Source organism: Methyloversatilis universalis FAM5, assembly GCF_000214035.2.
Lineage (GTDB): Bacteria > Pseudomonadota > Gammaproteobacteria > Burkholderiales > Rhodocyclaceae > Methyloversatilis > Methyloversatilis universalis.
This window is the reverse complement of the sequence record NZ_AFHG01000029.1, coordinates 230,681-254,880: the sequence shown is the minus strand read 5'-3', so window position 1 is coordinate 254,880 and position 24,200 is coordinate 230,681. Positions and strand designations below refer to the sequence as shown.

Here is a 24,200-nt window from a genome sequence, read left to right as displayed (position 1 = left end):
GCGAGCAGGCCCGCCGCCGCAGCACGCGATCAGGCGGTCAGCGGTCGCGCCAGTCGGCGCACCGCATACAGCGGCAGCAGCGTGGCCAGACCGGCGGCGCAGGCGGCCAGCCAGTGGCCGGCCGGCAGCGGCGCAAAGCCGAACCAGGCGGCCGGCGCCGGCAACACGGTCACCGCCAGCAGCGCCGCCAGCGTGCCGCCGATCACCGCGAGCGCCACCCGGTTACGCGCCGTGCCGCCGGTACCCGGCGTGCGCGCGACGAACACCAGCGCGATGCCGCTCGCCACCAGCGCGACGAATACCGCGCTGCGCGCCGCATCGGCCGGTTGCCCGGACCTGAGCAGTGCGACATGCAGCGCCACCAGCAGCAGCGACACCACCGCCCCGTAGAGCAGGCTCAGCGCGAGCCGCGCCGGCGGCAGCAGCACCGCGCCGCGTGGCCGCGGCGGCTCGCGCATCAGGCCAGCGTCGGCTTCGTCCGCCTCGAACACGATGGAACAGGTCGGATCGATCACCAGTTCCAGGAAGGCGATGTGCACCGGCGCCAGCAGCACCGGCAGGCCGAACAGCACCGGTGCGCCGACCAGCGCGATGATGGGCACATGCACCGCCAGCGTGTAGATCATGGCGTGACGCAGATTGCGGAAGATGCGCCGGCCCAGCCGGATCGCCTCGACGATGGACGCGAAGTCGTCCTCCACCAGCACCAGATCGGCCGCCTCGCGCGCCACGTCGGTACCGCGCCGTCCCATCGCGATGCCGATGTGGGCGGCTTTAAGCGCCGGCGCGTCATTCACGCCATCGCCGGTCATCGCCACGATGTCGCCGCGCGCCTTCAGCGCCTCGACGATGTCCAGCTTCTGCTGCGGACTCACCCGCGCGAACACGCAGCAGGCGGCCACCTCGCGCCGGAAGGTGGCGTCGTCCATCGCCGCCAGTTCCGGGCCGGTCAATACCCGCCCGCCGTCGATGCCGGCCTGGGCCGCGATCGCCCGCGCGGTGCGCGGGTGGTCGCCGGTGATCATGACGATGCGTACGCCGGCGGCCCGGCACTCGGCCACCGCCGCCGGCACGTCGGCGCGCAGCGGATCGGCCAGGCCGATCAGGCCGATGAAGCGGAAGGCGAAATCGTGCTGGATGTCGGGCCAGGCGCTGTCGCCCGGGTGCGACGCGTGGGCCACCGCCAGCACGCGCAGCCCGCGGTCGGCCAGTTCGGCGGCGCGCGCGCTGACCCGGGCCAGCGCCTCCGGTGACAGGTGGCAGAGGTCGGCGATCGCTTCCGGCGCCCCCTTGGCGGCCACCTCCTGGTGGCTGCGATCCGGCGCCCGCCAAAGGTGCGACATCGCCAGCAGGTCGGACGACAGTTCGTATTCGCGTGCGAGCTGCCAGTCCGGGTGCAGGTGTTCGGTATTCGCCAGATGGTCGCCGGCCAGCCGCAGGAAGGCCTGCTCCATCGGATCGTGCGGATCGGTTTCGCTGGCCAGCACCGCGTACTCGAGCAGGCGGTGATAGGTTTCCGGCAGGGCGTCCAGCTTCACGCCGCCGCCCAGCATAAGCACTTCGTCGCCTACCGCGAGAGCCGCCACTTCCATCCGGTTGCGGGTCAGCGTGCCGGTCTTGTCGGTGCACAGCACCGTGGTCTGGCCCAGCGTTTCGATTGCCGCCAGCCGCCGGGTGAGCACCTTCCGCGCGGCGATGCGGCGTGCGCCGAAGGCGAGGAACACGATGAGGATGACCGGAAATTCCTGCGGCAGGATGCTCATCGCCAGCGTGATGCCGTACAGCACGCCTTCCAGCCAGCCGCCGCGCAGCGTCGCGTAGGCCACCGCCAGCAGCACGCACAGCGTGATGCCCACCACCGCCAGCCGGCGCGCCAGCCGGCCCAGTTCGCGCTGCAGCGGCGAAGGGCCGCTGCCGGTACCGGCCAGCGACTTGCCGATGCGCCCCAGTTCGGTCGCCTCGCCCACCGCGCTCACCTCGACCGTGGCGCGACCGCGCACGACCAGGGTACCGGAATACACCCGCAGCGGCTCGCCGCCTGCCACCGGCAGCTTGCTCACCGGTTCGGACTCGCCGCTCAGCATGGACTCATCCACCGCGAAGTCGTTGGCGCTCAGCATCACGCCGTCGGCCGGTACCCGGTCCCCCTCGGTCAGCAGCAGCAGGTCACCGCACACCACCTCGCGGCCGGCGATGCGTTGCACCACCCCGTCGCGGATCACCAGGGCGCGCGGACTGGACAGGTCGCGCAGCGCCGCCAGCGCGTGCTCGGTGCGGCGCTCCTGGAAAACGGTGACCGCGATGATGAGCATGACGAAGCCGAGCAGCACCAGCGCCTCGTGCAGATCACCCATCAGCAGATAGATGGTGCCGGCCCCGAGCAGCAGCAGGAACATCGGCTCCCGCACCACCTCCAGCACGGTGGCCAGCAGCGTATGCGGCTTCTCGGCGGCGATCTCGTTCCAGCCGTCACGGGCGCGCCGCGCCGCCACCTCTGCCTGACTCAGCCCGCCCTCGCCCTGCGATCCGTTCATGCGCTCCATCCGTCATCCGGCCGCTGCGTCGGGCCGGTGCGAAGTCTGGCACGAAAGCTGCGGTGCTGCGGTCTCACCCGTCGCATGACGGGCCAAACGGCAATAACAGGACGCAGTACAGGCAGAAGTTGCCGGCAGCGCGCGGCAAATACCGACCGACCACACGAGAGGAATACACCATGTCACGGATGGAACATGCAGCCCACCTCGGCCGGGCGGCCGCCGGCGCCAGCCTGCCGATGAGCGATGCCGACGACGAGCCCAGTCATCTCGGCCAGTTCATCCCGCTGCACTACCACCACAACATGCTGCTCGACGCCAACCGCATGCGCAATTTCAAGGCTGCGATCGACGCCGTGGTGTTCAAGGGCGCACGGGTACTCGAACTGGGCGGCGGTACCGGCGTGCTGTCCTGCTTCGCGGCTGCGCATGCGAGCAAGGTGTGGTGCGTCGAATTCAATCCGGACATGGTCGCCGAATCGCGCCGCCTGCTGGCGATGAACGCGCAAGGACACAAGGTGGAAGTGGTGCATGCCGACGCCTTCGAATACCTGCCGCCGGAGCCGGTCGATGTGGTGATCTGCGAAATGATCCACGTCGGCATGCTGCGCGAGAAGCAGATCGACGTGATCGAGAACTTCAAGGCGCGCTACCGCGCGCGATTCGGCGACCGCCTGCCGGTATTCCTGCCGACCGCCGCGCTGATGGCGGTGCAGCCGCTGAACCAGGACTACGACTTCTACGGTTTCAACGCCCCCATCATCCAGTTCCAGCGCGTCGGCGCCGAGCACCCGGGCGCGACCGAACTGGCGGCACCGGTGCTGTATGGCGTGATGGATTTCGACGAAACCTGCAGTCGCGACATCGCATGGGAAGGCGACATCACGATCGGCGCCGACGGCACGGTGAACGCGCTGCGCTTCATCACGAAGAACATCTTGGCGCTGCTCGGCAACAAGGGCCGCACGCAGGACTGGCTGAACGACTATCTGGTGCTGCCTCTGGGCACGCCGGTGCAGGTGCGCGCCGGCGACACGCTGCACGTGAGCTTCAGCTATCGCGCCGGCGGTTCGCTGCAGTCGCTGGCCCGCACCATGCGGGCGCGGGTGACCGAACGGACCTGCGACAGCGGCAAGTGAATCGCTGCGGCGCTCAGCCGCCCAGCATCCACTTGATCACGCCCTTGGCGACGAAACCCATCATGCCGAGGCCGAGGCCGATCAGGATGACGAAGGTGCCGAAGCGGCCCGCCTTGGATTCGCGGGCCAGCTGCAGCAGGATGAACAGCATGTAGAGCATGAAGGCGGCCACGCCGAAGGTAAGACCGAATTCGGCGAACTGTTCTTCAGTGATGCCACCCATGGACGAATCCTGCTCCTGCCGTGTTCAAGAAATAGGTCGAAACCGCTTCAGTGCGCCCGCACCAGGTCGCGGTAGGCGTGCCAGCTCGCGTGTCCGAGCAGCGGCACCACCACCAGCATGCCGATCAGGCCGGTCGCCATGCCGAACAGCGTGAAACCGGCGATCGCCACACCCCACAGCGCAAGCGGCGCCGGGTTTTCCATCACCACGCGCCAGCTGGTGAGCACCGCGCCCCACACGCTGATCTCGCGGTCCAGCAGCATCGGAATCGCCACCACGCTGGACGCGAACACCGGCGCCGCCAGCAGTCCCCCCAGTGCCAGCCAGGCTTCGAACAGCCAGCCCTGCTCCGCCAGCACCACCACCCGCAGGAAGTCCTGCGGCGTGGACACCGGTGCCGGCGCGAACTTCCAGATCAGCGCGGCCGAGGTCATCACCCATCCGGTGCCGGCCAGCGCCAGCAGCAGACCGAACACCACCAGCCGCCGGTCGCGCGGCTTCCACGCGCGCAGTGCGGTCGCGAAATCTGCGCGCTGCCCGCGCTCCAGCGCCCGGCTGATCGCGTAGAGACCGGTCGCCACCACCGGCGCCACCAGCAGGAAGCCGGTGAAGGCACCGTTGAGCAGCCAGAACTGGTCAGGAATCCGCCAGCACAGCAGCACGCCGAACAGCGCCACCGCCGCCCCGTGCATCAGGCCGGGCAGCGGACAGCGCAGGAAATCGCGCCAGCCCTCGATCAGCCAGCCTATCGGTCGGCCGAGCGGAACGGGACGTGTGTCGAAGCGGCGGGATTCGATGATGGCGTGGCTGTCGTTCATGTCGTTCGGGGTGTCCGGGTCGATCGACGACGCGGCGGGCCGGGCCTGTAGGCCGCCCTGTGCGTCACGGAGTATGGCGGCACGCGGCAGTCTGCGTCTTGACGCAGCTCATGCGGTGCGCGAGCGCGCCAAGTATCCGGCAAAGCGGGCCAAAGCGGTGCTTCGATCACCGGACACCGGCGGAAACGCACCAGCGATGTGCCGTTTCCGCACCCGTATTGTGCAAAGCAACAAAGTTCTCAAGCCCGCGCCGGGCGGGCCGATGAGGCGGCAAACATGCCTGCCGGGGAGCATGCCGGACAGGCGCATACAGCATTCATGACCCCGGGACCGCCATCATGCACACCCTGCCCTGCCGCACGCCCTTGCCACGCCGATGCGCATCGCTGCGCCCGCGTGGAGCCCGGTCTTCGCAGCCGCGCTGACGCGCCCCCGCTTCACGGACACCACGACGCGACCGCAGTGCCCATGCACGGCCCGGCCCGTGCGCAGACCGGTCGCCTGACGCCTTTCCCCTCCCCAAGGAGCTTCCCATGCTCAAGAGCCACTCGATGGACCTGTCCGCCGGCGAACGCAGCTGGCTGCCGCTGGCCGGCCGAACCGGCAAGATCGCGATGCGCTGGGCCACGCTGGTGAACCGTCACCGCTACGCCGCGATCGAACAGACTTTCGACTCCTTCGCCCGCACCCGCGTGCGCATCCTCAACGACTGGGCGGAACAGCAGTGGGGCTGCCTGGAAAGCCTGTCGCGCGAACTGGCGGCCGGCTGGCCGCGCACGCCGCGTGCCCCGCTGCAGCACCTGCGCCGGCGCGCCACCGATTTCAGCGAACTGTTCGTGACCGACTGCGAAGGGCGCGTGCTGGCCTCGTCAGCGGACGGGCGGGAGGGCGCGCTACCGGCGTGCGGCCGTGCGCTGGCCGCCGGGCTGAAGGCGCCCTTCCTGCACGGTCCGTACAGCGACCCGGTCACGCTGGCGCTGGGCCCCTCCAGTTCGCGCTTCCACGACGCGATGACCCTCATGTTCATCCAGCCGGTGCGGGTCGATGGCCGCACCGTGGGCACGGTGTGCGGCCGGGTGCCGAACGACGTGCTGGGCGACCTGATACAGCGCGAAGCCGGCCACATCTTCCATGAGTCCGGCGACAACTACCTGTTCATGGTGAAGCCGGAATTCGACCGCGGCATCCGCCCGGGCACCGCGCTGTCGCGTTCGCGCTTCGAGGACAACGCCTTCACCCACGGCGACAACCTGAAGGACGGCGTGCGCACCGATTACGGCACGGTGCGGGTGCAGGCGCATACCGAACTGGAACTGGTATTCAACGACCCGGCCACCGGCGAGCTGCATCCGGGCGTGCGCGAAACGATACGCAAGGGCGAGAACCTGTTCGTCACCTACCCGGGCTATCCGGACTACCGCCACATTCCGGTCATCGGCAAGGGTGTCACCTTCCGCCTGCCGGGCTCGCCGGACACCTGGGGCATGATGTGCGAAGCCGATCTGGAAGAGGTGTACCGCTACCGCAGCCTGGGCTACCGGCTGCAGAAGCTCTATCTGCTGCTGGTCAGCGCGAGCTGGGGCAGCGCCTTCGCGCTGTCGGCGCTGGCCGGCCTGCCCGGGCTGTTCGCCTGGGCGCTCGGTCTGGTGCTGCTGGCGGCCGGCATGCCCATCCTGCAGCGCGCCGGCTGCCAGCCGGTGTCAGACCGCCTGCGCGAAGCCACCCGGGTGCTGCGCAGCACCGCCGAGGGCGGCAACCTGACGCAGCGGCTACCGCGTGAAAGCGTGCGCATCGACGAAACCACGGTGCTGGCGCAATGGACCAACAGCCTGATCGACAACCTGGACCAGACGCTGCGACAGATCGGGCGCACATCGGGCGAAATCAGCGAAACCAACCGCGGCCTGCAGGCGCGCAGCGAACATGCCGGCCGGGTGTCGGACGACATGCAGCGCGCGGTCGAGGACATGGTGAGCGCGGTACGCCAGCAGACGGTGGAAATCGACCAGGCCAGCGCCAGCACCCGGGCCATGCGCGACGTGGTGCAGCAGGTGAGCGACAGCGCGCAGGCGCAGTTCGCGCAGATCAGCGAACGCAGTCGTGGGATACGCGGCTCGGTGCTTCATTCCACCGACACCATACGCCAGCTCGAACGGCGCACGCTGGACATCGGCAGCATCGCCACGCTGATCAAGGAAATCGCGGAACAGACCAATCTGCTGGCGCTGAACGCCGCCATCGAGGCGGCCCGCGCCGGTGAAGCCGGCCGCGGCTTTGCGGTGGTGGCCGACGAAGTGCGCAAGCTGGCCGAGCGCACACGCGGCGCCACCGCGGACATCGGCCGCATGATCGAAGGCGTGCAGTCGCAGGCCGAACAGGCGGTGCGCACGGTCGAAAGCGGCATGGCCGACATGGAAGACGGCCTGAAGCTGGCGATCGAAGCCGCGTCCGACCGGCAGGAAATCGAACAGGTGGTCGAGCGGCTGTTCGTCACCATAGGCCAGATCGCCAGCACCACCCACGCCTATGGCGACCGCATCGGCTCGATTTCGGAGGCGGTGGACGCGATGCGAGACGCCACCGTGGCGTCGGCCCGCAGCGCCGAACTGACCGGTCTGGCGACCGCCCAGCTGGAAAAGACCGTGGGGCAGTTCAACGCGAAGGCGGCGTGAGCCGGGTCGGCGGCCCGCTCGCCGAAGTCATGGCGGCGAGGCGCAACTTCTGCAGGATTTCGCACCGTCCACCGCGGTGGCCCGTGGGAGCGGCGCCCTCGCCGCGATGGGGCTTTCAATCAGACGCCGTTGCCGTTTCAAGGCTGCAATCGCGGCGAGGCGCCGCTCCCACGGAATCTGAAAAGGCCTTCGCCATCGCAGCGATGCTGGCTGTCAGGCCTGCGGCGGACCGCCCGCCTCGGCCAGTCCGTCCAGTATCGGACAATCAGGCCGGTGGTCGCCGTGGCAACAGTGCACCAGGGTTTCCAGCGTGCGCTTCATCGCCGTCATTTCGTCGATGCGCCGGTCGAGGTCGGCGATGTGCGCTTCGGCGATGCGCTTCACGTCGCCGCTGGCGCGGTCCGGCTTCTGCCACAGCGCGAGCAGACCGGCGATCTCCGCCATCGAGAAACCGAGGTCGCGCGCACGACGGATGAAGCGCAGCGTATGCACCTCGCGCTCGCCGTACTGCCGGTAGCCGGCGTCGGTGCGCGCCACCGCCGGCAGCAGGCCCAGCGACTCGTAATGCCGCACCATCTTGGCCGACACGCCGGAGCGTGCCGCCGCCTCACCGATGTTCATCGCGCACCTCCCTCGGGTTTCCAGCGCCGCAGCAGCAGCGCGTTGCTGACCACGCTGAAGCTGGAGAAGGCCATCGCCGCGCCGGCGATCACCGGATTCAGCATGCCGGCAGCGGCCAGCGGTATGCCGACCACGTTGTAGGCGAAGGCCCAGAACAGGTTCTGCCGGATCTTTGCCCAGGTCCGCCGCGAAATGTCAAGCGCGTCGGCCACGCGTGCCGGGTCACCCTGCATCAGCGTGATGCCGGCGGCGTGCATGGCGACGTCGGTGCCGGTGGACATCGCGATGCCGACGTCGGCCGCGGCCAGCGCCGGCGCGTCGTTGATGCCGTCGCCCACCATGGCCACCACCGCCCCGCCCTGCTTCAGTTCGGCGACCACCTCGGCCTTGTGTTCCGGCAGCACCTCGGCGCGCACGTCGTCGATGGCGAGCTGCGCCGCCACCGCCGCTGCAGCGCCGCGGTTGTCGCCGCTGACCAGCACGGTGCGCACGCCGGCGGCCTGAAGCCTGCGCACCGCGTCCGCCGCGGAGGGCTTCAGCGTGTCGCCGAAGGCCAGCAGGCCGAGCAGGCGCGGTGAGTCGCCGAGGTCGCCCAGGTCGGCCAGCCAGGACACGGTGCGCCCGTCCGCCTGAAGCTGTGCTGCGCGGTCGGCGAGCGGCGACAGATCGACGCCCAGCTCGTCCATGAAGCGCGAACTGCCCAGCTTCAGCGCGCGGCCCTCCACGGTGGCCGCGATGCCACGGCCGGCGACCGCGGTCAGCGCGTCCGCCGGCGGTACGGTCACGCCTTCGCGCACCGCCGCTGCGGTCACCGCACGCGCCAGCGGGTGTTCGCTGCCGGCCTGCAGCGCGGCGGCCCGCGCCAGCAGTTGGCTGCGCGCACCGTCGGCCGGCTCGGCCGCCACCAGTTCCGGCCGCCCTTCGGTCAGCGTGCCGGTCTTGTCAAACGCGACCACCGACACCCGGTGCGCGATTTCCAGCGCTTCGGCGTCCTTGATCAGGATGCCGTGGCGCGCCGCCGCGCCGGTGCCCACCATGATGGCGGTCGGCGTCGCCAGCCCGAGCGCGCACGGGCAGGCGATCACCAGCACTGCGACCGCGTTCAGCAGCGCCGTTTCGGCGCTCGCCCCCGCGATCATCCAGCCGCCGAAGGTGAGCAGCGCAAGGCCGATCACCACCGGCACGAACACCGCGCTCACCCGGTCGACCAGGCGCTGTATCGGTGCCTTCTTCGCCTGCGCGCTCTCGACCAGCCGCACGATGCGCGCCAGCACGGTTTCGGCGCCGATGGCCCGCGTACGCACCATCAGCCGCCCCTCGCCATTGACCGCGCCGCCAGTCACCCGGTCGCCCACCTGCCGGGCAACCGGCAGGCTTTCGCCGGTGATCAGCGATTCGTCCACCTGGCTGGCGCCGTCCACGATGTCGCCATCCACCGGCACCCGCTCGCCCGGACGGATGACCACCTCGTCACCCACCACGATCTGCGCCAGCGGCAGTTCGATCTCGATGCCGTCGCGGCGCACCCGCGCGGTGTCCGGACGCAGCGCATTGAGCGCGCGGATGGCGTCGGTGGTCTGCCGCTTGGCGCGGGTTTCCAGCCACTTGCCGAGCAGCACCAGCGTGATCACCACCGCCGAGGCCTCGAAATACAGGTGCGGCATCGTGCCCGGCGCAGCGGTGAGCCACAGCCATACGCTGAGGCCCCAGGCGGCGGAGGTGCCGAGTGCGACCAGCAGGTCCATGTTCCCGCTGCCGGCGCGCAGCGCCTTCCAGCCGGCGACGTAGAAGCGGGCGCCGAGCCAGAACTGCACCGGTGTCGCGAGCAGGAACTGCAGTCCACCGGGCAGCATCCAGTGCGCGCCCCACAGCATGCCCACCATGGGCAGGGCCAGCGGCAGCGACAGCGCGATGGCCAGCGCCACTGGCCACCATTCGGGCAGCGCGCCGCGCGGCGCGACCTCGGGCGTGACCGCTGGCAGCGTGGCGCGGTAGCCAGCACGCTCGACCGCCGCCTGCAGCGCGACCAGATTGTCGGCCGCGCTGACGATGTCGGCGCTTTCGGTGGCCAGATTGACGCTGGCCGACAGCACGCCCGGCACCCTGTTCAGCGCCTTCTCGACGCGCGCCACGCAGGACGCGCAGGTCATGCCTTCGATGTTCAGGCGCAGCGCCTGCGGCTTCATCGCATAGCCGGCCTTCTCGACTGCCGCCTGCAGCGCGGCCGCGTCGACCGTGGCGTCGGCCTCGACCGCGGCGCGCTCGGTCGCCAGATTCACGCTGGCCGACGCCACGCCGGGCAGGCGGGCGAGCGCCTTCTCGACGCGGGTCGAGCAGGAGGCGCAGGTCATGCCTTCGACGCCGAAGTCCCAGCGGGTGAGCGGACCCGCAGCGGCGGGCAGATCGGAGGTGTTCATCGGACAATCCTGTATCGGGAGAACGCACCCAGTGTCGACCTTCCCATGATGGCAAGGTCAAGCGGAAAATTCAGCCGCCGACGCCGGGTATCGCGAAACGAAATGAAAGCGACTGGACGCTTGACCTTCCCATCGTGGCAAGGTCCATCATCCTTCCATCCCCACCCGACAGCGGAGCCCCGCCATGAACACGACCATCGAATTCACCGTTCCCGACATGACCTGCGGTCACTGCGCCGGCCGCATCAAGGCGCTGGTCGCCGGCATCGACGCCGACGCCAAGGTCGACATCGACCTGCCGACCCACCGCGTGCGCATCGAATCGACCGTCGACGCGGACACCTACCGCAGCGCACTGGCCGAGGCGGACTACCCACCGGCGTAAATGCATCCCTCTTGAGCAGGCGGCCGATCGCGACGGGGCGTCGCTCCCACGACATTCCCCGCGGCGACCGCGCCACCCTCGTTGGAGCGGGGCCCCGCCACGATTCCGGCGGCGGGGACAGGACAGGCGGACTGCTCAGCGATAGCTGCGATACACGCTGGCGTTGCCGTCCGCCTGCACCAGCAGCACGTCGTACGGGTCCTTGCGGCCCTTGTACTCCGGGCCGTCCATGCCGGGCGAACCGACCGGCATCGCCGGCACTGCCAGGCCGAGCGCCTTCGGCTTCTCCTTCAGCAGCTTATGCACCTCGCTCGCCGGCACATGGCCTTCGAGCAGATAGCCGTCGACCCGCGCCGTGTGGCAGGAGCCGAACTTCGCCGGCATGCCCAGCCGTGCGCGCGCCTCGTTGTTGCCGGTCTCATACACCTTGACCGCGAAGCCGTTCGCTTCGAGATGGGCCACCCAGTCCTTGCAGCAGCCGCAGGTCGGGCTTTTCCACACCTCGACCAGCGGCTTCGGGGCTGCCATCAGCATGGCGGCGCGCGGCAGCAGTACCGCGGTGGCAAGCGCGCCGATCAGCGCGCGACGTGTCGTGTTCATGTCCGGTCCTTTCAATGGTGGTCGTGCGCGCCGGCGGCCGGCTTGCGCACCTGCACTTCGATGTCCTGCGGCTGCACGAGCGGCATGCTGGAGGCGCCGTGGTCGTGGCCGGCCGGCGGCGGCGCGGCCGGCGGAGCCGCGCCCACTTCGTGCGCGACGGTGCCCGGCGGGTGGCGGAACCAGCCCGGGTCGGAGTAGTCGCCCGGTTTCTGGTCGCGCCGCACCTTGAACACCGAAAACATGCCGCCCATCTCGACCGAGCCGAAGGGGCCGTCGCCAGTCATCATCGGCGCGGTGTTCTCGGGCAAAGGCATTTTCATGTCGGCCATGTCGCCCATGCCGCGTTCGCCCATCGCCATATAGCCCGGCACGAGCTTCGATATGCGCTCGGCCAGCCCGCTGTGATCGACGCCGATCAGATTGGGCACGTCATGGCCCATCGCGTTCATCGTGTGGTGGCTCTTGTGGCAGTGGAAAGCCCAGTCACCCTCCTCGTCAGCGATGAATTCGATCTGCCGCATCTGGCCGACCGCGATGTCGGTGGTCACCTCCGGCCAGCGCGCCGACTTCGGCACCGGGCCGCCGTCGGTACCGGTGACCTCGAATTCGTGGCCGTGGATGTGCATCGGGTGATTGGTCATCGTCAGGTTGCCGATGCGGATGCGCACGCGGTCGTTCTTCCGCGCCACCAGCGGCGCGATGCCGGGGAAGATGCGGCTGTTCCACGACCACAGGTTGAAATCCAGCATGGTCATGGTTTTCGGCGTGTAGCTGCCGGGATCGATGTCGTAGGCGTTGAGCAGGAACACGTAGTCGCGGTCCACGGTCGCGATCAGCGGGTGACGGCCCTTGGGGTGAGTGACCCAGAAACCCATCATGCCCATCGCCATCTGCGTCATTTCGTCGGCGTGCGGGTGATACATGAAGGTGCCGGGTCGGCGCGCGACGAATTCATAGACGAAGGTCTTGCCGGGCGGGATCGCCGGCTGGGTCAGCCCGCTCACGCCGTCCATGCCGTTGGGCAGACGCTGGCCGTGCCAGTGCACGCTGGTGCGCTCGGGCAGCCGGTTGGTCACGTAGATGCGCACGCGGTCGCCCTCGACCACCTCGATGGTGGGCCCCGGCGACTGGCCGTTGTAGCCCCACAGGTGGGCCTTGAAGCCGGGCGCCATTTCGCGCACCACCGGCTCGGCCACCAGATGGAACTCCTTGACGCCGTCCTTCATGCGCCAGGGCAGCGTCCAGCCATTCAGCGTCACCACCGGGTTGTAGGGCCGCCCGGTCGGCGGCGTGAGCGGGCCGCGCGTATCGGCCGTGGTTTCGATCACCGGCTCGGGAATCGCGGCCAGCGCGACCCGGCTCACCGTGGTGGCCGCGACGGCCGCACCGGCGATGCCGGCACTGCGGAAGAAATCTCTGCGGGAAGTCATGTCATGTCCTCAATCCTGTCCGGAGTACGACCGTGCGGCCGTAGGAGCGGCAACCTCGCCGCGATACGTGACTGAGCGGCGGACGGCGCTCGGTCCGGGCAATGCATCGCGGCGAGGGCGCCGCTCCCACAGAAACACGCACACGGGTCGCATCCGGATGCACTCAGTGGGCGGCGTCGGCCGCTGCCGTGGAAAGCGCTGCGCCGGGGGGCGGCGCGAGATCGGGGCGACCGACCAGCGCCATGTCGAGGTCGGCCTGGGCGATCCAGAAGTCGCGCAGTGCCTCGATATAGCCATTCACGCCGGCCACTTGCGCGCGCGCGTCGGCCAGCAGTTCGAACACGCCGATCAGCATGCCGTTGTAGCGCAGCAGGTTTTCGTCGGACACCCGCTTCCTGAGCGGCACCACCTCGTCGCGGTAGTGGCGGGCGATGTCGAAGGCGGTGCGGTAGCCGGTATAGGCTTCGCGGACTTCGGAGCGGGCATTGACCGCCGCCTCCGCCGCACGCTCGACCGACTGCATGTAGATCGCCTCGGCGCGCGCCACTTTCGAGCCGCCCCAGTCAAACAGCGGCAGTTCGAAACTGATTTCATAGCCCTTCTTGTAGGACTCGCTGCGCCGGCCTTCGAGCACGCGCGCCGGCCCGACCTCGAGCACGTCGATGAAGCGCGTGGTCTTGGTGAGTCCGAGGTTGCGCGCGGTCGCTTCGGCGTCGAGCTTCGCGATCTGCAGGTCGATGCGCGAACCCATCGCCTGGCGCTCGATGTCCGGCGCGTCCAGCGGTGCGGCCGGCAGATCGGGCAGGCGGTCCGGCAGCGCGAAGGCGGTCTGTTCGCCCCACAGGCCGAGCAGCCGGGTCAGCCGCTCGCGGGCTGCGACATGCGCCTGCTGCGCGCGCGCCAGGTTGAGCGCGGCATCGGCCCGGAAGCCCTGCTCGCGCGCTTCGGCCAGCGCGCTGTGATTGCCGGCGGCGCGCATGCGCTTCGCCAGTTCGGCGCCGGCGTCGGCGGCGTCCATCACCTGTTCGGTGTAGCGCAGCGTCTGTCCGGCCGCCACCGCCTGCACCCAGGCGCGGCGCACGTCCGCCGCCAGCCGCAGCACCTGCAGCGATACGGCACGCTGCGACTGCTCGAAGACGCGCCGGTTCACCTCGACCGACTGCGGCATCGTCAGCAGCGAAAAGATGTTGAAGGTGAGCGCCTGCTCGATCTTGTAGTCGCGCACGCCGTTCTCGCGCTTGCTGGCGTGGAACATCGAGAAGGTCGGATTGGGCAGGCGCCCGGCGCGCACCACCTCGGCCTCGCGGATGCCCAGTTCGTGGAAGCCGGCCTGCAGGCCGCGGTTGTTCAGCAGCGCGATCTGCACCGCGTCATCGGCCGACAGCGGTTGCGCCAGCAGTTCGGCGACGCGGCCGGCGACCGCCTGCCGGTCTTCGTCGCTGCGCACGCGCTGCACGTCCTTGCCCAGCCGGTCGCGCGCGGTCTGCTCGACTGCGCCGAAACCGCCATCCGGGCTGAAGCTGGCGCAGCCGGCCAGCAGCGCGAGCGCCGCCGCCAGCGGCACGAGTTTCAGCCGGCCCTGTTCAGTGCGTGTGCGCATCGCCACCCTCCTTCACCTGATCGGCCGACTGCCCGGATGTCATGGCCCCGTGTCCGCCGTGTCCGCCGTGTCCGCCGTGTCCGCCGTGTCCGCCGTGTCCGCCGTGTCCGCCGTGTCCGCCGTGGTGATCGGCGTGGTGCGGACAGTGCTGCGGTGTGGCTTCCGGGGCGGCGTGGTCGTGCGCGCCGGCCGCCGGCGCAGCGGCTCGATGACCGGCGTGGGGATCAGCGGCCGCGGCAGCGGTGTGCTCCGCATGGGGGTCGGGGGCGGACCCCGCGTGGTCGTGCGTGCGGCCTGACTGGCCGGCCACCGCTTGGTTGGCGGCGCGCCAGTCGCCGACAGGCGTGGCGGCATCGCGGCGCGCGCTGTCCAGCGGTGAGCGGTAATGCAGCGGCGGCACTTCGGCCAGCGGGTCGGCAGGGTCGGCCGCGCGCAGCGGCGCAGCCGCGAACGCTGCGGCAATCAGCAGCGTCCGGGAAAGAATCCGGTACATGGTGTCCTCGCAAAGACGGATTGAAACGACGTCCGCGCGGGAGGCGCGGACGCAGGTCGTCATGCGGGGAGGTGTCTGGGCGGGCGTTCCGGCCCGTCGGTGATGAAGGCCGCAGCGGGCTGGGGCACGGGCAGCGGACGCTCGTGCAGGTGGGCCGGCGCCGGCAGCAGCGGCGCCGGTGAGGCGAGCGCGCCGCCGATGCAGCAGGCCGCGCAGGCGCTGCAGCCGTACTTGCCATGAGCCGGTGCGTGATCGGAGCCATGGACCGGCGCGCCGTCGTCGGTCGGGTGCGCCGCGTGCATGGACGGATCGTGGTGATGTCCTTCGCCCGCGTGCGCCGACGCCTCCATCTGCGTGCCGCCATGGTGAGACGGCGCGCAACTCAGCATGGACGCAGCAGCAAAGCCCTGCAGCGGCAGGGCGCACAGCAGCATCAGGATCAGCAGGAATCGGGCCGGGGACGACATCGTGAGCGCAAGGATATCAGCGGATGGCCGGACAGCGCATGACCGCGGTCAAGCGGTGCTCGGATCCACAGTCCAGCGCCGCCCGACACCGCCCTGCCCGTCGATGCTTTCCAGATGTACCGGGAAGCCCCACAGCCGCGCGACGTGCTTGAGCACCTCGTAGGCACCGTCGTGCAGCGGCCGGTTGTTGTGCTGGGTGTGACGCAGCATCAGCGACCGGTCGCCCCGGGTATTCACGCTCCACACCTGGATGTTGGGTTCGCGCGAACCGAGGTCGTACTGTCGCGACATCGCCTCGCGCAGATTGCGGTAGCCGGATTCGTCGTGGATGGCGGACACCTCCAGCGTCGGTTCGGTGTCGTCGTCGGTGATCGCGAACAGCCGGAAGGCGCGCATCACGCGCGGCGACAGGTACTGGCCGATGAAGCTTTCGTCCTTGAAATTGCGCATCGCGTGATCCAGCGTTTCCAGCCAGCTGCTGCCGGCCATGTCCGGGAACCAGGCGCGGTCCTCGTCGGTGGGCGCTTCGCAGATGCGCTTGATGTCGGTGTACATCGCGAAGCCCAGCGCGTACGGGTTCATGCCGCTGTAGGCCGGGTGGCCGACCGGCGGCTGATAGACCACATTGGTGTGCGACTTCAGGCACTCGATCATGATGCCGTCTTCGAGGAAGCCGTCGTCGTACATCGTGTTCAGCAGGTGGTGGTGCCAGAAGGTGGCCCAGCCTTCGTTCATGACCTGAGTCTGGCGCTGCGGGTAGAAGTACTGCGCCACCTTGCGCACAATGCGCACGATTTCGCGCTGCCAGGGTTCGAGCAGCGGCGCGTTCTTCTCGATGAAATACAGCAGGTTTTCCTGCGGCTCGGCCGGAAAGCGCGGCGCTTCGCGCTCGGTCTCGTCGCGGCCAGGCTTGCGCGGCAGCGTGCGCCACAGTTCGTTCACCTGCTGCTGCGCATAGGCTTCGCGGTCCTTGGCGCGCGCCAGCTCCTGCGTGAGGCTGAGCTTGCTCGGCCGGCGGTAGCGGTCGACGCCGTAGTTCATCAGCGCGTGACAGCTGTCGAGCAGCAGTTCGACCGCGTCGATGCCGTAACGCTCTTCGCAGCCCGCCACGTAATTCTTGGCATAGACTAGGTAGTCGATGATGGACGACGCGTCGGTCCACATCCGGAACAGGTAGTTGCCCTTGAAGAAGCTGTTGTGGCCGTAGGCGGCGTGCGCGATCACCAGCGCCTGCATGGCCATGGTGTTCTCCTCCATCAGGTAGCTGATGCAGGGATTGCTGTTGATCACGATTTCGTAGGCCAGACCCATCTGGCCACGCCGGTAGTTCTTTTCGGTGGCGATGAATTCCTTGCCGTAGCTCCAGTGCCGGTAGTTCACAGGCATGCCGACGCTGGCGTAGGCATCCATCATCTGTTCGGCGGTGATGATCTCGAGCTGGTTCGGGTAGGTGTCCAGACCGAAGCGCTCGGCGGTGGCGCGGATCACGTCGTGATACTGCTCGATCAGTTCGAAGGTCCAGTCGCTGGGCGCCGGCAGCCGCGAGGCGGGACGCTCCTTCAGCGGCAGCGGCGCACGCAGCGGCGGTGCCGGGCGGCGACCGCCGTACTCGTCCGGCGAGGCCGCGCGACCGTGGTTGCGGCGGTCGTAGGTATCGCTCATTTGGCGGCTCCTTCCTTCCTGAACAGGTCGCGGAATACCGGATAGATCTGGTCGACCTCGGCCGCCTTGCGGATGGCGAAGTTCGGTGTATCGGCCGCCAGATCCGAATACTCGTGCCACAGGTTCTGTTCCTGCTCGACCACCTGGATGTAGGCGAAGTAACGGACCAGCGGCAGGATCTTCTGCTCGAGGATTTCCCGGCAGCGCGGGCTGTCGTCGTGCCAGTTGTCGCCGTCGCTGGCCTGCGCGCCGTAGATGTTCCACTCGCCACGCGGATAGCGCGCCTGGATGATGTCCTCCATCAGCACCAGCGCGCTCGACACCACGGTGCCGCCGGTTTCGGTGGCGTGGAAGAAGTCGTGCTCGTTCACCTCCTGCGCCTGCGTGTGGTGGCGGATGAACACGATCTCGATCTTCTCGTAGTGCCGGGTCAGGAACAGGTAGAGCAGGATGAAGAAGCGCTTGGCCAGATCCTTGCGCGCCTCGTCCATCGAACCCGATACATCCATCAGGCAGAACATGACCGCCTTCGCGGTCGGCACCGGCGTGCGCACGCGGCTGCGGTAGCGCAGGTCGATCGGATCAAGGTAGGGAATGCGGTCGATGCGTGCGCGCAGCGCCGCGATGTCGGCTTCGATCTGTTCGATCTCGTGCAGCCGCGCCGGGGTGCCCGGCTGCGCGCGCAGATCCTCGAGCAGCGCCTCCAGCCGATGCAGTTCGCGCCGCGACTCGCTGCCGAGCGCGATGCGCCGGCCGATGGCGCCGCGCATCGAACGCACGACGTGCAGGTTGTTCGGGGTGCCGTCGCTGGAAAAGCCGGCGCGGTGCGTCTTGTACTCGGGCGTTTCGGCCAGCGTGGTGCGGATCAGGTTGGGCAGGGCCAGGTCATCGAAGAAGACCTGCATGAACTCTTCCTTGGTGAGGTGAAAGACGAAGTCGTCCTCGCCCTCGCCGGAATCGCTGGCCTGCCCCGAACTCGATCCGCGGCCGCCGCCTCCGCCCTGCGGCCGTTCGATGCGGTCGCCCTGCACGAAGTCCTTGTTGCCCGGATGGACCATTTCGCGCTTGCCACCCTGGCCGTGGCCGAACACCGGCTCGCTGATGTCGCGCTTCGGGATGTGGATGTCCTCACCCTGCGCGATGTCCCGTATGCCGCGGCCCTCGACCGCCCGCCGCACCGCCTCGCGGATCTGCTCCTTGTGGCGGCGCAGGAAGCGCTCGCGGTTGCCGATGGACTTGTTCTTGCCCGCCAGTCTGCGATCGATGATCTGCTGCAAGATGTGTCCCCTTCCCGCCGGGGCGCGCACGCCCCGGCCTTCATGTCAGTGCCGCACGCTCACGAACTCTTGCGCACGCGCAGGTACCACTCGCACAGCAGGCGCACCTGCTTCGGCGTGTAGCCCTTGCCCACCATGCGATTGACGAAGTCCTCGTGCTTCTTGGCGTCGTCGGCACTGGCCTTGGCGTTGAAGCTGATGACCGGCAGCAGTTCCTCGGTGTTGGAGAACATCTTCTTCTCGATCACCGTGCGCAGCTTTTCGTAGCTGGTCCACACCGGGTTCTTGCCGGCGTTGTTGGCGCGGGCCCGCAGCACGAAGTTCACGATCTCGTTGCGGAAGTCCTTCGGGTTGGCGATGCCGGCCGGCTTCTCGATCTTCTCCAGTTCGGCATTCAGCGAAGCGCGGTCGAACACTTCGCCGGTGTCGGTGTCGCGGTACTCCTGGTCCTGTATCCAGTAGTCGGCGTAGGTGACATAGCGGTCGAAGATGTTCTGGCCGTATTCGCTGTAGCTCTCCAGATAGGCGGTCTGGATTTCCTTGCCGATGAATTCGGCGTAGCGCGGCGACAGGTGTTCCTTGATGAAGGCGATGTACTTCTGTTCCACGTCCTGCGGGAACTGTTCGCGCTCGATCTGCTGTTCGAGCACGTACATCAGGTGCACCGGATTGGCTGCCACCTCGGTCGAATCGAAGTTGAACACCTTGGACAGGATCTTGAACGCGAAGCGGGTCGAAATGCCGCTCATGCCTTCATCAACGCCGGCGTAGTCCCGGTATTCCTGGTAGCTCTTGGCGCGCGGATCGGTGTCCTTCAGGTTCTCGCCGTCATACACCTGCATCTTCGAATACAGGCTGGAGTTCTCCGGCTCCTTGAGCCGGGTGAGTACCGCGAACTGCGCCATCATCTTCAGCGTGCCCGGCGCGCAGACGGCCTCGGCCAGCGAAGAACCGCGCAGCAGCTTTTCGTAGATGTGCACTTCCTCGGACACGCGCAGGCAGTACGGCACCTTGACGATATAGATGCGGTCGAGGAAGGCCTCGTTGTTCTTGTTGTTGCGGAAGGCCTTCCACTCGCTCTCGTTCGAGTGCGCCAGCACCACGCCGTCGAAAGGAATCGCGCCGAAGCCTTCGGTGCCCTTGAAGTTGCCTTCCTGGGTCGCGGTCAGCAAGGGGTGCAGCACCTTGATCGGCGCCTTGAACATTTCGACGAATTCGAGCAGACCCTGGTTGGCCAGGCACAGGCCGCCGGAGAAGCTGTAGGCATCCGGATCGTCCTGCGCATAGCTTTCGAGCTTGCGAATGTCGACCTTGCCCACCAGCGAGGAAATGTCCTGGTTGTTCTCGTCGCCCGGCTCGGTCTTGGCGATGCCCACCTGCTTGAGCACGCTGGGGTAGCGCTTGACCACGCGGAACTTGCGGATGTCGCCGCCGAATTCCTCCAGCCGCTTGACTGCCCACGGGCTCAGGATGCGATTGAGGTAACGACTCGGGATGCCGTATTCCTTCTCCAGGATGGCGCCGTCCTCGGACGGATCGAACAGGCCCAGCGGCGATTCGTTCACCGGCGAACCCTTGATCGAATAGAAAGGCACTTCCTGCATCAGCGCCTTCAGCCGCTCGGCGATCGACGACTTGCCGCCGCCGACCGGACCCAGCAGATAGAGGATCTGCTTCTTTTCCTCCAGCCCCTGGGCGGCGTGGCGGAAGTAGCTCACCACCTGCTCGATCGCGTCCTCCATGCCGTAGAACTCGGCGAAGGCGGGATAGATCTTGATCACCTTGTTGGCGAAGATGCGCGACAGCCGCGGATCGTTGCGGGTGTCCACCGTCTGCGGCTCGCCGATCGCCTTCAGCATGCGTTCGGCCGCGCTCGCGTAGGCCAGCGGGTCGCGCTTGCACTCCGCGAGATAGTCCTCCAGCGAAAGTTCCTCTTCGCGGGTGCGTTCGAAACGCGCGGCGAAATGACTGACGATGTCCATGCTGATCTCCAAGTCTCCGTTGACCTTCATACAAGGTGGTCCGGAAAACCCGCGCGGTACGCGCGATTCCACCGCACCCCCACATGTTCAGCTTGGTTCACCCGCGCCCTCGTCGAAAGCCCGATAAGCACCGTGATCACCATCCTGCTCCGAAGCGTGTGCGTCGTGTCGAGACATCGGGCACAAGATGCGCGGATGCAACACTCACGCAACACATCATCACAACTTCAGTGTCCAGTCGATACGGCGGCCGTCACCGAAGTTCCCGTCCTTTTTTCCATCGCGTCGCTTTTCGCATGGGGTCGTTCACGTCCATGCACGACACGGCGTTGACCGGATCACAGCAAGTTGCGGTCCATGCCTGACGATCTGCTGCCCGCCCTCGCCTTCTGCCCCGATGTGCGCGGTGCAAACGCCGTGCCGACGTTCTGTCCAGCGTGGGTGCGTCACGCGGATCCCGGGGCATCCGCGCACCGCGGAGGGGCGTGACGCACGGCGCGCACCGCCAGCGCGCCGCTCGCTCGGGAGCGGTGCCTGATGCCGGACAGACTGCTGCGCCGATGTGCGCACCGACATGACAGGACAGCAGCCGGAGATTGAAAGCGGCGACCGCTGCATGTACTGTATAAAAAAACAGCTATTGCACCATGGTCGCCTACGCCGAACTTCACTGCCTCAGTCACTTCAGCTTCCAGCGCGGCGCCTCGTCGCCGGAAGAACTGGTGACGCGCGCCGCGGCACTCGGCTACCAGGCCCTCGCACTGACCGACGAATGTTCGGTGGCCGGCGTGGTACGCGCGCACGCCGCGCTGCGCGCGCTGCCCGAGCCCCGTCCGGCGCTCATCATCGGCAGCGAATTCCGACTCGCCGACGGCCCGAAACTGGTGCTGCTGGCTTGCGACCGTGCCGGCTACGGCCAGCTGTGCGAACTGATCACGCGGGGCCGGCGTGCCAGCGAAAAGGGGCGCTACGACCTGCGCCGCGCTGACCTCGACGAGGGCCTGCCGGCGTGCATTGCGCTGCTGCTGCCGGACTGTGCGCAGACACTCGATCCGGCGGCGTTGCAGGCGGATGCGCAATGGCTGATGCAGCGCTTCAGCGGACGCGCCTGGCTGGCGATGGAGCGGCATCTGCAGGCGGACGACAGCGAGCGGCTGGCCACGCTGCAGTCGGTGTCCGCCGCCTGCGGCATTCCGCTGTGCGCGGCCGGCGACGTGCACATGCATGTGCGCGCACGCCGCCGGCTGCAGGACACGCTGACCGCGATCCGGCTGCACCGCGCGCTGAACGAATGCGACGGTGCGCTGTTCCCGAACGGCGAGCGCCATCTGCGCCCGCTGCACCGGCTGGCCACGCTGTACCCGCCGGCACTGCTGGACGCCACCGTGCGGATCGCACGGGAGTGCCGCTTCTCGCTCGATGAACTGAAGTACGAATACCCGGAGGAAATCGTGCCGGCCGGCCACACCCCCGGGTCCTGGCTGCGCCATCTGGCGGAACGCGGCTACGTAGAACGCTGCCGGCAGATCCGTCGCGTGATCCGCATGAGCGACGAGGCCTTCGCACGCAAGGCCGAGTGGCTGCGCGACACGATCGAGGAAGAACTCGCGCTGATCGCGGAACTGGAATACGAGCCCTATTTCCTGACCGTGTACGACGTGGTGGCCTGGGCCCGCAGCCAGGGCATCCTGTGCCAGGGCCGCGGCTCGGCCGCCAATTCGGCGGTGTGCTACTGCATCGGCGTGACCGAGGTCGACCCGTGGCGCGCGCACATGCTGACCGGCCGCTTCATGTCGCGCGAGCGCAAGGAAGAACCGGACATCGACGTCGATTTCGAGCACGAGCGGCGCGAGGAAGTGATCCAGTACATCTACCGCAAGTACGGCCGCGAGCGCGCCGCACTGGCGGCCAGTCTGGCCTGCTACCGGCCGCGTTCGGCGCTGCGCGACGTCGGCCGCGCACTGGGGTTCAGCGACGACGCACTGGACCGCCTCACCCGTGGCCACATGTGGTGGGACGGCGGCACGGTGCGCGAGGACAGGCTGCGTGAGGCCGGCTTCAGCCCCGACTCCCCGCGGGTGCAGCGGCTGATGGAACTGGCCAACGAACTGATCGGCGCGCCGCGTCACCTGTCGCAGCACGTGGGCGGTTTCGTCATCGCGCGCGGCCGGCTGTCCAGCCTGGTGCCGATCGAGAACGCACGCATGCCCGAACGCTGCGTCATCCAGTGGGACAAGGACGACCTGGAAGCGGTCGGCCTGATGAAGGTGGACGTGCTGGCACTGGGCATGCTGACCGCGATACGCAAGACCCTGCAGGCGCTGGCGGCCTGGGAGGACGGCCCCGCCGCCGGCGGCCCGGCTTCCCGCCCCGCGCCGCGCACGCTGGCCGACATTCCGCCTGAAGACGACGCCACCTACGACATGCTGTGCCGCGGCGCATCGGTGGGCGTGTTCCAGGTCGAATCGCGCGCGCAGATGAGCATGCTGCCGCGGCTGAAGCCCCGGCGCTATTACGACCTGGTCATCCAGGTCGCCATCGTGCGCCCGGGGCCGATACAGGGCGGCATGGTCCATCCCTACCTGCAGCGCAGGCAGCTATCACCGGGAGCACTCGACTATCCATCGGAAGAACTGCGCCCGGTGCTGGAGCGCACGCTGGGCGTGCCCATCTTCCAGGAACAGGTGATGCAGCTGGCGGTGGTCGCCGCCGGCTTCACCCCGGGCGAAGCGGACCAGATGCGCCGTTCCATGGCCTCCTGGCGGCACCAGGGCACGCTGGACAGGTTCCAGCAGAAACTGACCGACGGCCTGCTGAAGAACGGCTACATGCCGGAATTCGCCGAACAGATCTACCGCCAGATCGAGGGCTTTTCCGGCTACGGCTTTCCTGAATCGCACGCCGCCAGCTTCGCGCTGCTGGTGTATGCCTCGTCCTGGCTCAAGTGCCACCACCCGGCCGCCTTTCTGTGCGGCCTGCTGAACAGCCAGCCGATGGGCTTCTACGCCCCGGCCCAGCTGATCGCGGACGCGCGGGCGCACGGCGTCGAGGTGCGGCCGGCGGACGTGACGGTGAGCGGCTGGGACTGCGTGCTCGAAGCGGTACCGGCCGCCGGCACAGGCACGCCCCAGGCCGCCGTGCGCCTGGGGCTGCGCATGCTCAAGGGCGCGTCGGCCGAAGTCGTGCAGCGCATCGTCCAGGCACGTGCACAGGCGGCGTTCGACAGCGTGGACGACCTGGCCCGCCGCAGCCGGCTCGACCGCGGCGCACTGCGCGTGCTGGCGGCCGGCGGTGCGCTGGCCACGCTGGCCGGCCACCGGCGCCAGGCCCACTGGCAGGCGGCGGTGCGCCGCCCGGCCGCGCTGCTGCACGACGCCGCACTGAACGAAACGCCGCTGGCGCTGCCTGCACCGCGTGAGGGCGAGGATATCGTGGCCGACTACGCCAGCCAGGGCTTCACGCTGGGGCGGCACCCGCTGGCGCTGCTGCGCCGACGGCTGGCGGCGGAACGTTTCATCACGGCGGCCGAGCTGCGCACCCTGCCCGACCGCGCGCTCGCCCGCGCCGCCGGCATCGTGACCGGCCGTCAGCGGCCGGGCACCGCGAAGGAAGTGATGTTCGTGACCGTGGAAGACGAAACCGGGCTGGCCAACATCATCGTGCACAAGGACGTGCAGACCCGGCAGCGGCGCGAGGTGCTCGACGCCACCCTGCTCGGCATCTACGGCCAGGTGTCACGCGAGGGCGAAGTGATCCATCTGGTCGCACGCCGGCTGGTCGACCGTTCCGCACTGCTCGGCGATCTCACGCCGCGCAGCCGGGACTTTCACTGAACACCGCAGTACCGGAATCACACCGCATCCATCGATCGAGGACCTGA

At 68.4% G+C, this 24,200-nt stretch carries 17 protein-coding genes; 4 read left to right on the top strand and 13 right to left on the bottom strand.

All coding sequences use genetic code 11. The annotated features are described in order from the left end of the window. Positions 1-29 precede the first annotated feature (29 nt). Positions 30-2,534: a cation-translocating P-type ATPase gene (locus METUNV1_RS02415; protein WP_008058477.1), complete on the bottom strand. Its 2,505-nt coding sequence runs from the start codon at positions 2,532-2,534 to the stop codon at positions 30-32. A gap of 179 nt (positions 2,535-2,713) precedes the next feature. Here METUNV1_RS02415 and METUNV1_RS02410 point away from each other — a divergent pair, with 179 nt between their 5' ends. Beyond that, on the top strand, positions 2,714-3,673 hold the full coding sequence (locus METUNV1_RS02410) for a class I SAM-dependent methyltransferase (RefSeq protein ID WP_008058474.1): 960 nt from the start codon (positions 2,714-2,716) through the stop codon (positions 3,671-3,673). A gap of 13 nt (positions 3,674-3,686) precedes the next feature. Here the strand turns inward: METUNV1_RS02410 and METUNV1_RS02405 are convergent, their stop codons facing one another. After that, positions 3,687-3,896, bottom strand: a complete 210-nt coding sequence (locus METUNV1_RS02405; protein ID WP_008058471.1) for a DUF2788 domain-containing protein — start codon at positions 3,894-3,896, stop codon at positions 3,687-3,689. A 47-nt stretch (positions 3,897-3,943) separates the two neighbouring features. Then, complete coding sequence (locus METUNV1_RS02400) at positions 3,944-4,714, bottom strand: DUF2189 domain-containing protein (RefSeq protein WP_008058470.1); 771 nt, start codon at positions 4,712-4,714, stop codon at positions 3,944-3,946. Positions 4,715-5,247: 533 nt separating this feature from the next. Here METUNV1_RS02400 and METUNV1_RS02395 point away from each other — a divergent pair. Then, complete coding sequence (locus METUNV1_RS02395; protein WP_008058468.1) at positions 5,248-7,386, top strand: methyl-accepting chemotaxis protein; 2,139 nt, start codon at positions 5,248-5,250, stop codon at positions 7,384-7,386. A gap of 213 nt (positions 7,387-7,599) precedes the next feature. Here METUNV1_RS02395 and cueR read toward each other — a convergent pair whose 3' ends face one another. Both cueR and METUNV1_RS02385 read right to left on the bottom strand, forming a co-directional pair. Next, on the bottom strand, positions 7,600-8,007 hold the full coding sequence (gene cueR / locus METUNV1_RS02390; protein WP_008058466.1) for a Cu(I)-responsive transcriptional regulator: 408 nt from the start codon (positions 8,005-8,007) through the stop codon (positions 7,600-7,602). Beyond that, positions 8,004-10,424: a heavy metal translocating P-type ATPase gene (locus METUNV1_RS02385; RefSeq protein WP_008058464.1), complete on the bottom strand. Its 2,421-nt coding sequence runs from the start codon at positions 10,422-10,424 to the stop codon at positions 8,004-8,006. Before METUNV1_RS02385 ends, cueR begins: the two co-directional genes overlap by 4 nt. A gap of 184 nt (positions 10,425-10,608) precedes the next feature. Between METUNV1_RS02385 and METUNV1_RS02380 the strand changes: the two genes are divergently transcribed. Next, positions 10,609-10,809 (top strand): heavy-metal-associated domain-containing protein, encoded by a 201-nt coding sequence (locus tag METUNV1_RS02380; protein WP_008058456.1) that lies wholly within the window; start codon positions 10,609-10,611, stop codon positions 10,807-10,809. A gap of 135 nt (positions 10,810-10,944) precedes the next feature. Here the strand turns inward: METUNV1_RS02380 and METUNV1_RS02375 are convergent, their stop codons facing one another. The 8 genes from METUNV1_RS02375 to METUNV1_RS02340 all read right to left on the bottom strand — a co-directional run bounded on the left by METUNV1_RS02375 (position 10,945) and on the right by METUNV1_RS02340 (position 20,320). Beyond that, on the bottom strand, positions 10,945-11,409 hold the full coding sequence (locus METUNV1_RS02375) for a DUF411 domain-containing protein (protein ID WP_008058453.1): 465 nt from the start codon (positions 11,407-11,409) through the stop codon (positions 10,945-10,947). A gap of 11 nt (positions 11,410-11,420) precedes the next feature. Beyond that, positions 11,421-12,839 carry a multicopper oxidase family protein gene (locus METUNV1_RS02370; RefSeq protein ID WP_008058452.1) on the bottom strand — a complete coding sequence of 473 codons (1,419 nt, stop codon included), beginning with the start codon at positions 12,837-12,839 and terminating at the stop codon, positions 11,421-11,423. A 163-nt stretch (positions 12,840-13,002) separates the two neighbouring features. Continuing rightward, positions 13,003-14,439, bottom strand: a complete 1,437-nt coding sequence (locus METUNV1_RS02365; protein WP_043358842.1) for a TolC family protein — start codon at positions 14,437-14,439, stop codon at positions 13,003-13,005. Next, positions 14,423-14,932 (bottom strand): hypothetical protein, encoded by a 510-nt coding sequence (locus tag METUNV1_RS02360; protein ID WP_008058450.1) that lies wholly within the window; start codon positions 14,930-14,932, stop codon positions 14,423-14,425. Before METUNV1_RS02360 ends, METUNV1_RS02365 begins: the two co-directional genes overlap by 17 nt. Before the next feature lie 59 nt (positions 14,933-14,991). Continuing rightward, on the bottom strand, positions 14,992-15,399 hold the full coding sequence (locus tag METUNV1_RS02355; RefSeq protein ID WP_008058449.1) for a hypothetical protein: 408 nt from the start codon (positions 15,397-15,399) through the stop codon (positions 14,992-14,994). 48 nt (positions 15,400-15,447) lie between these two features. After that, positions 15,448-17,061, bottom strand: coding sequence for a SpoVR family protein (locus tag METUNV1_RS02350; RefSeq protein ID WP_008058446.1), 1,614 nt, complete (start codon positions 17,059-17,061; stop codon positions 15,448-15,450). Beyond that, on the bottom strand, positions 17,058-18,338 hold the full coding sequence (locus METUNV1_RS02345) for a YeaH/YhbH family protein (protein WP_008058445.1): 1,281 nt from the start codon (positions 18,336-18,338) through the stop codon (positions 17,058-17,060). The genes METUNV1_RS02350 and METUNV1_RS02345 overlap by 4 nt, the downstream gene beginning before the upstream one ends. 59 nt (positions 18,339-18,397) lie before the next feature. Then, positions 18,398-20,320, bottom strand: coding sequence for a PrkA family serine protein kinase (locus tag METUNV1_RS02340; protein ID WP_008058443.1), 1,923 nt, complete (start codon positions 20,318-20,320; stop codon positions 18,398-18,400). A 647-nt stretch (positions 20,321-20,967) separates the two neighbouring features. Here METUNV1_RS02340 and METUNV1_RS02335 point away from each other — a divergent pair. Next, a complete protein-coding gene (locus METUNV1_RS02335; protein WP_008058440.1) occupies positions 20,968-24,153 on the top strand; it encodes an error-prone DNA polymerase in 3,186 nt (1,061 codons plus the stop codon). Positions 24,154-24,200: the final 47 nt, after the last annotated feature.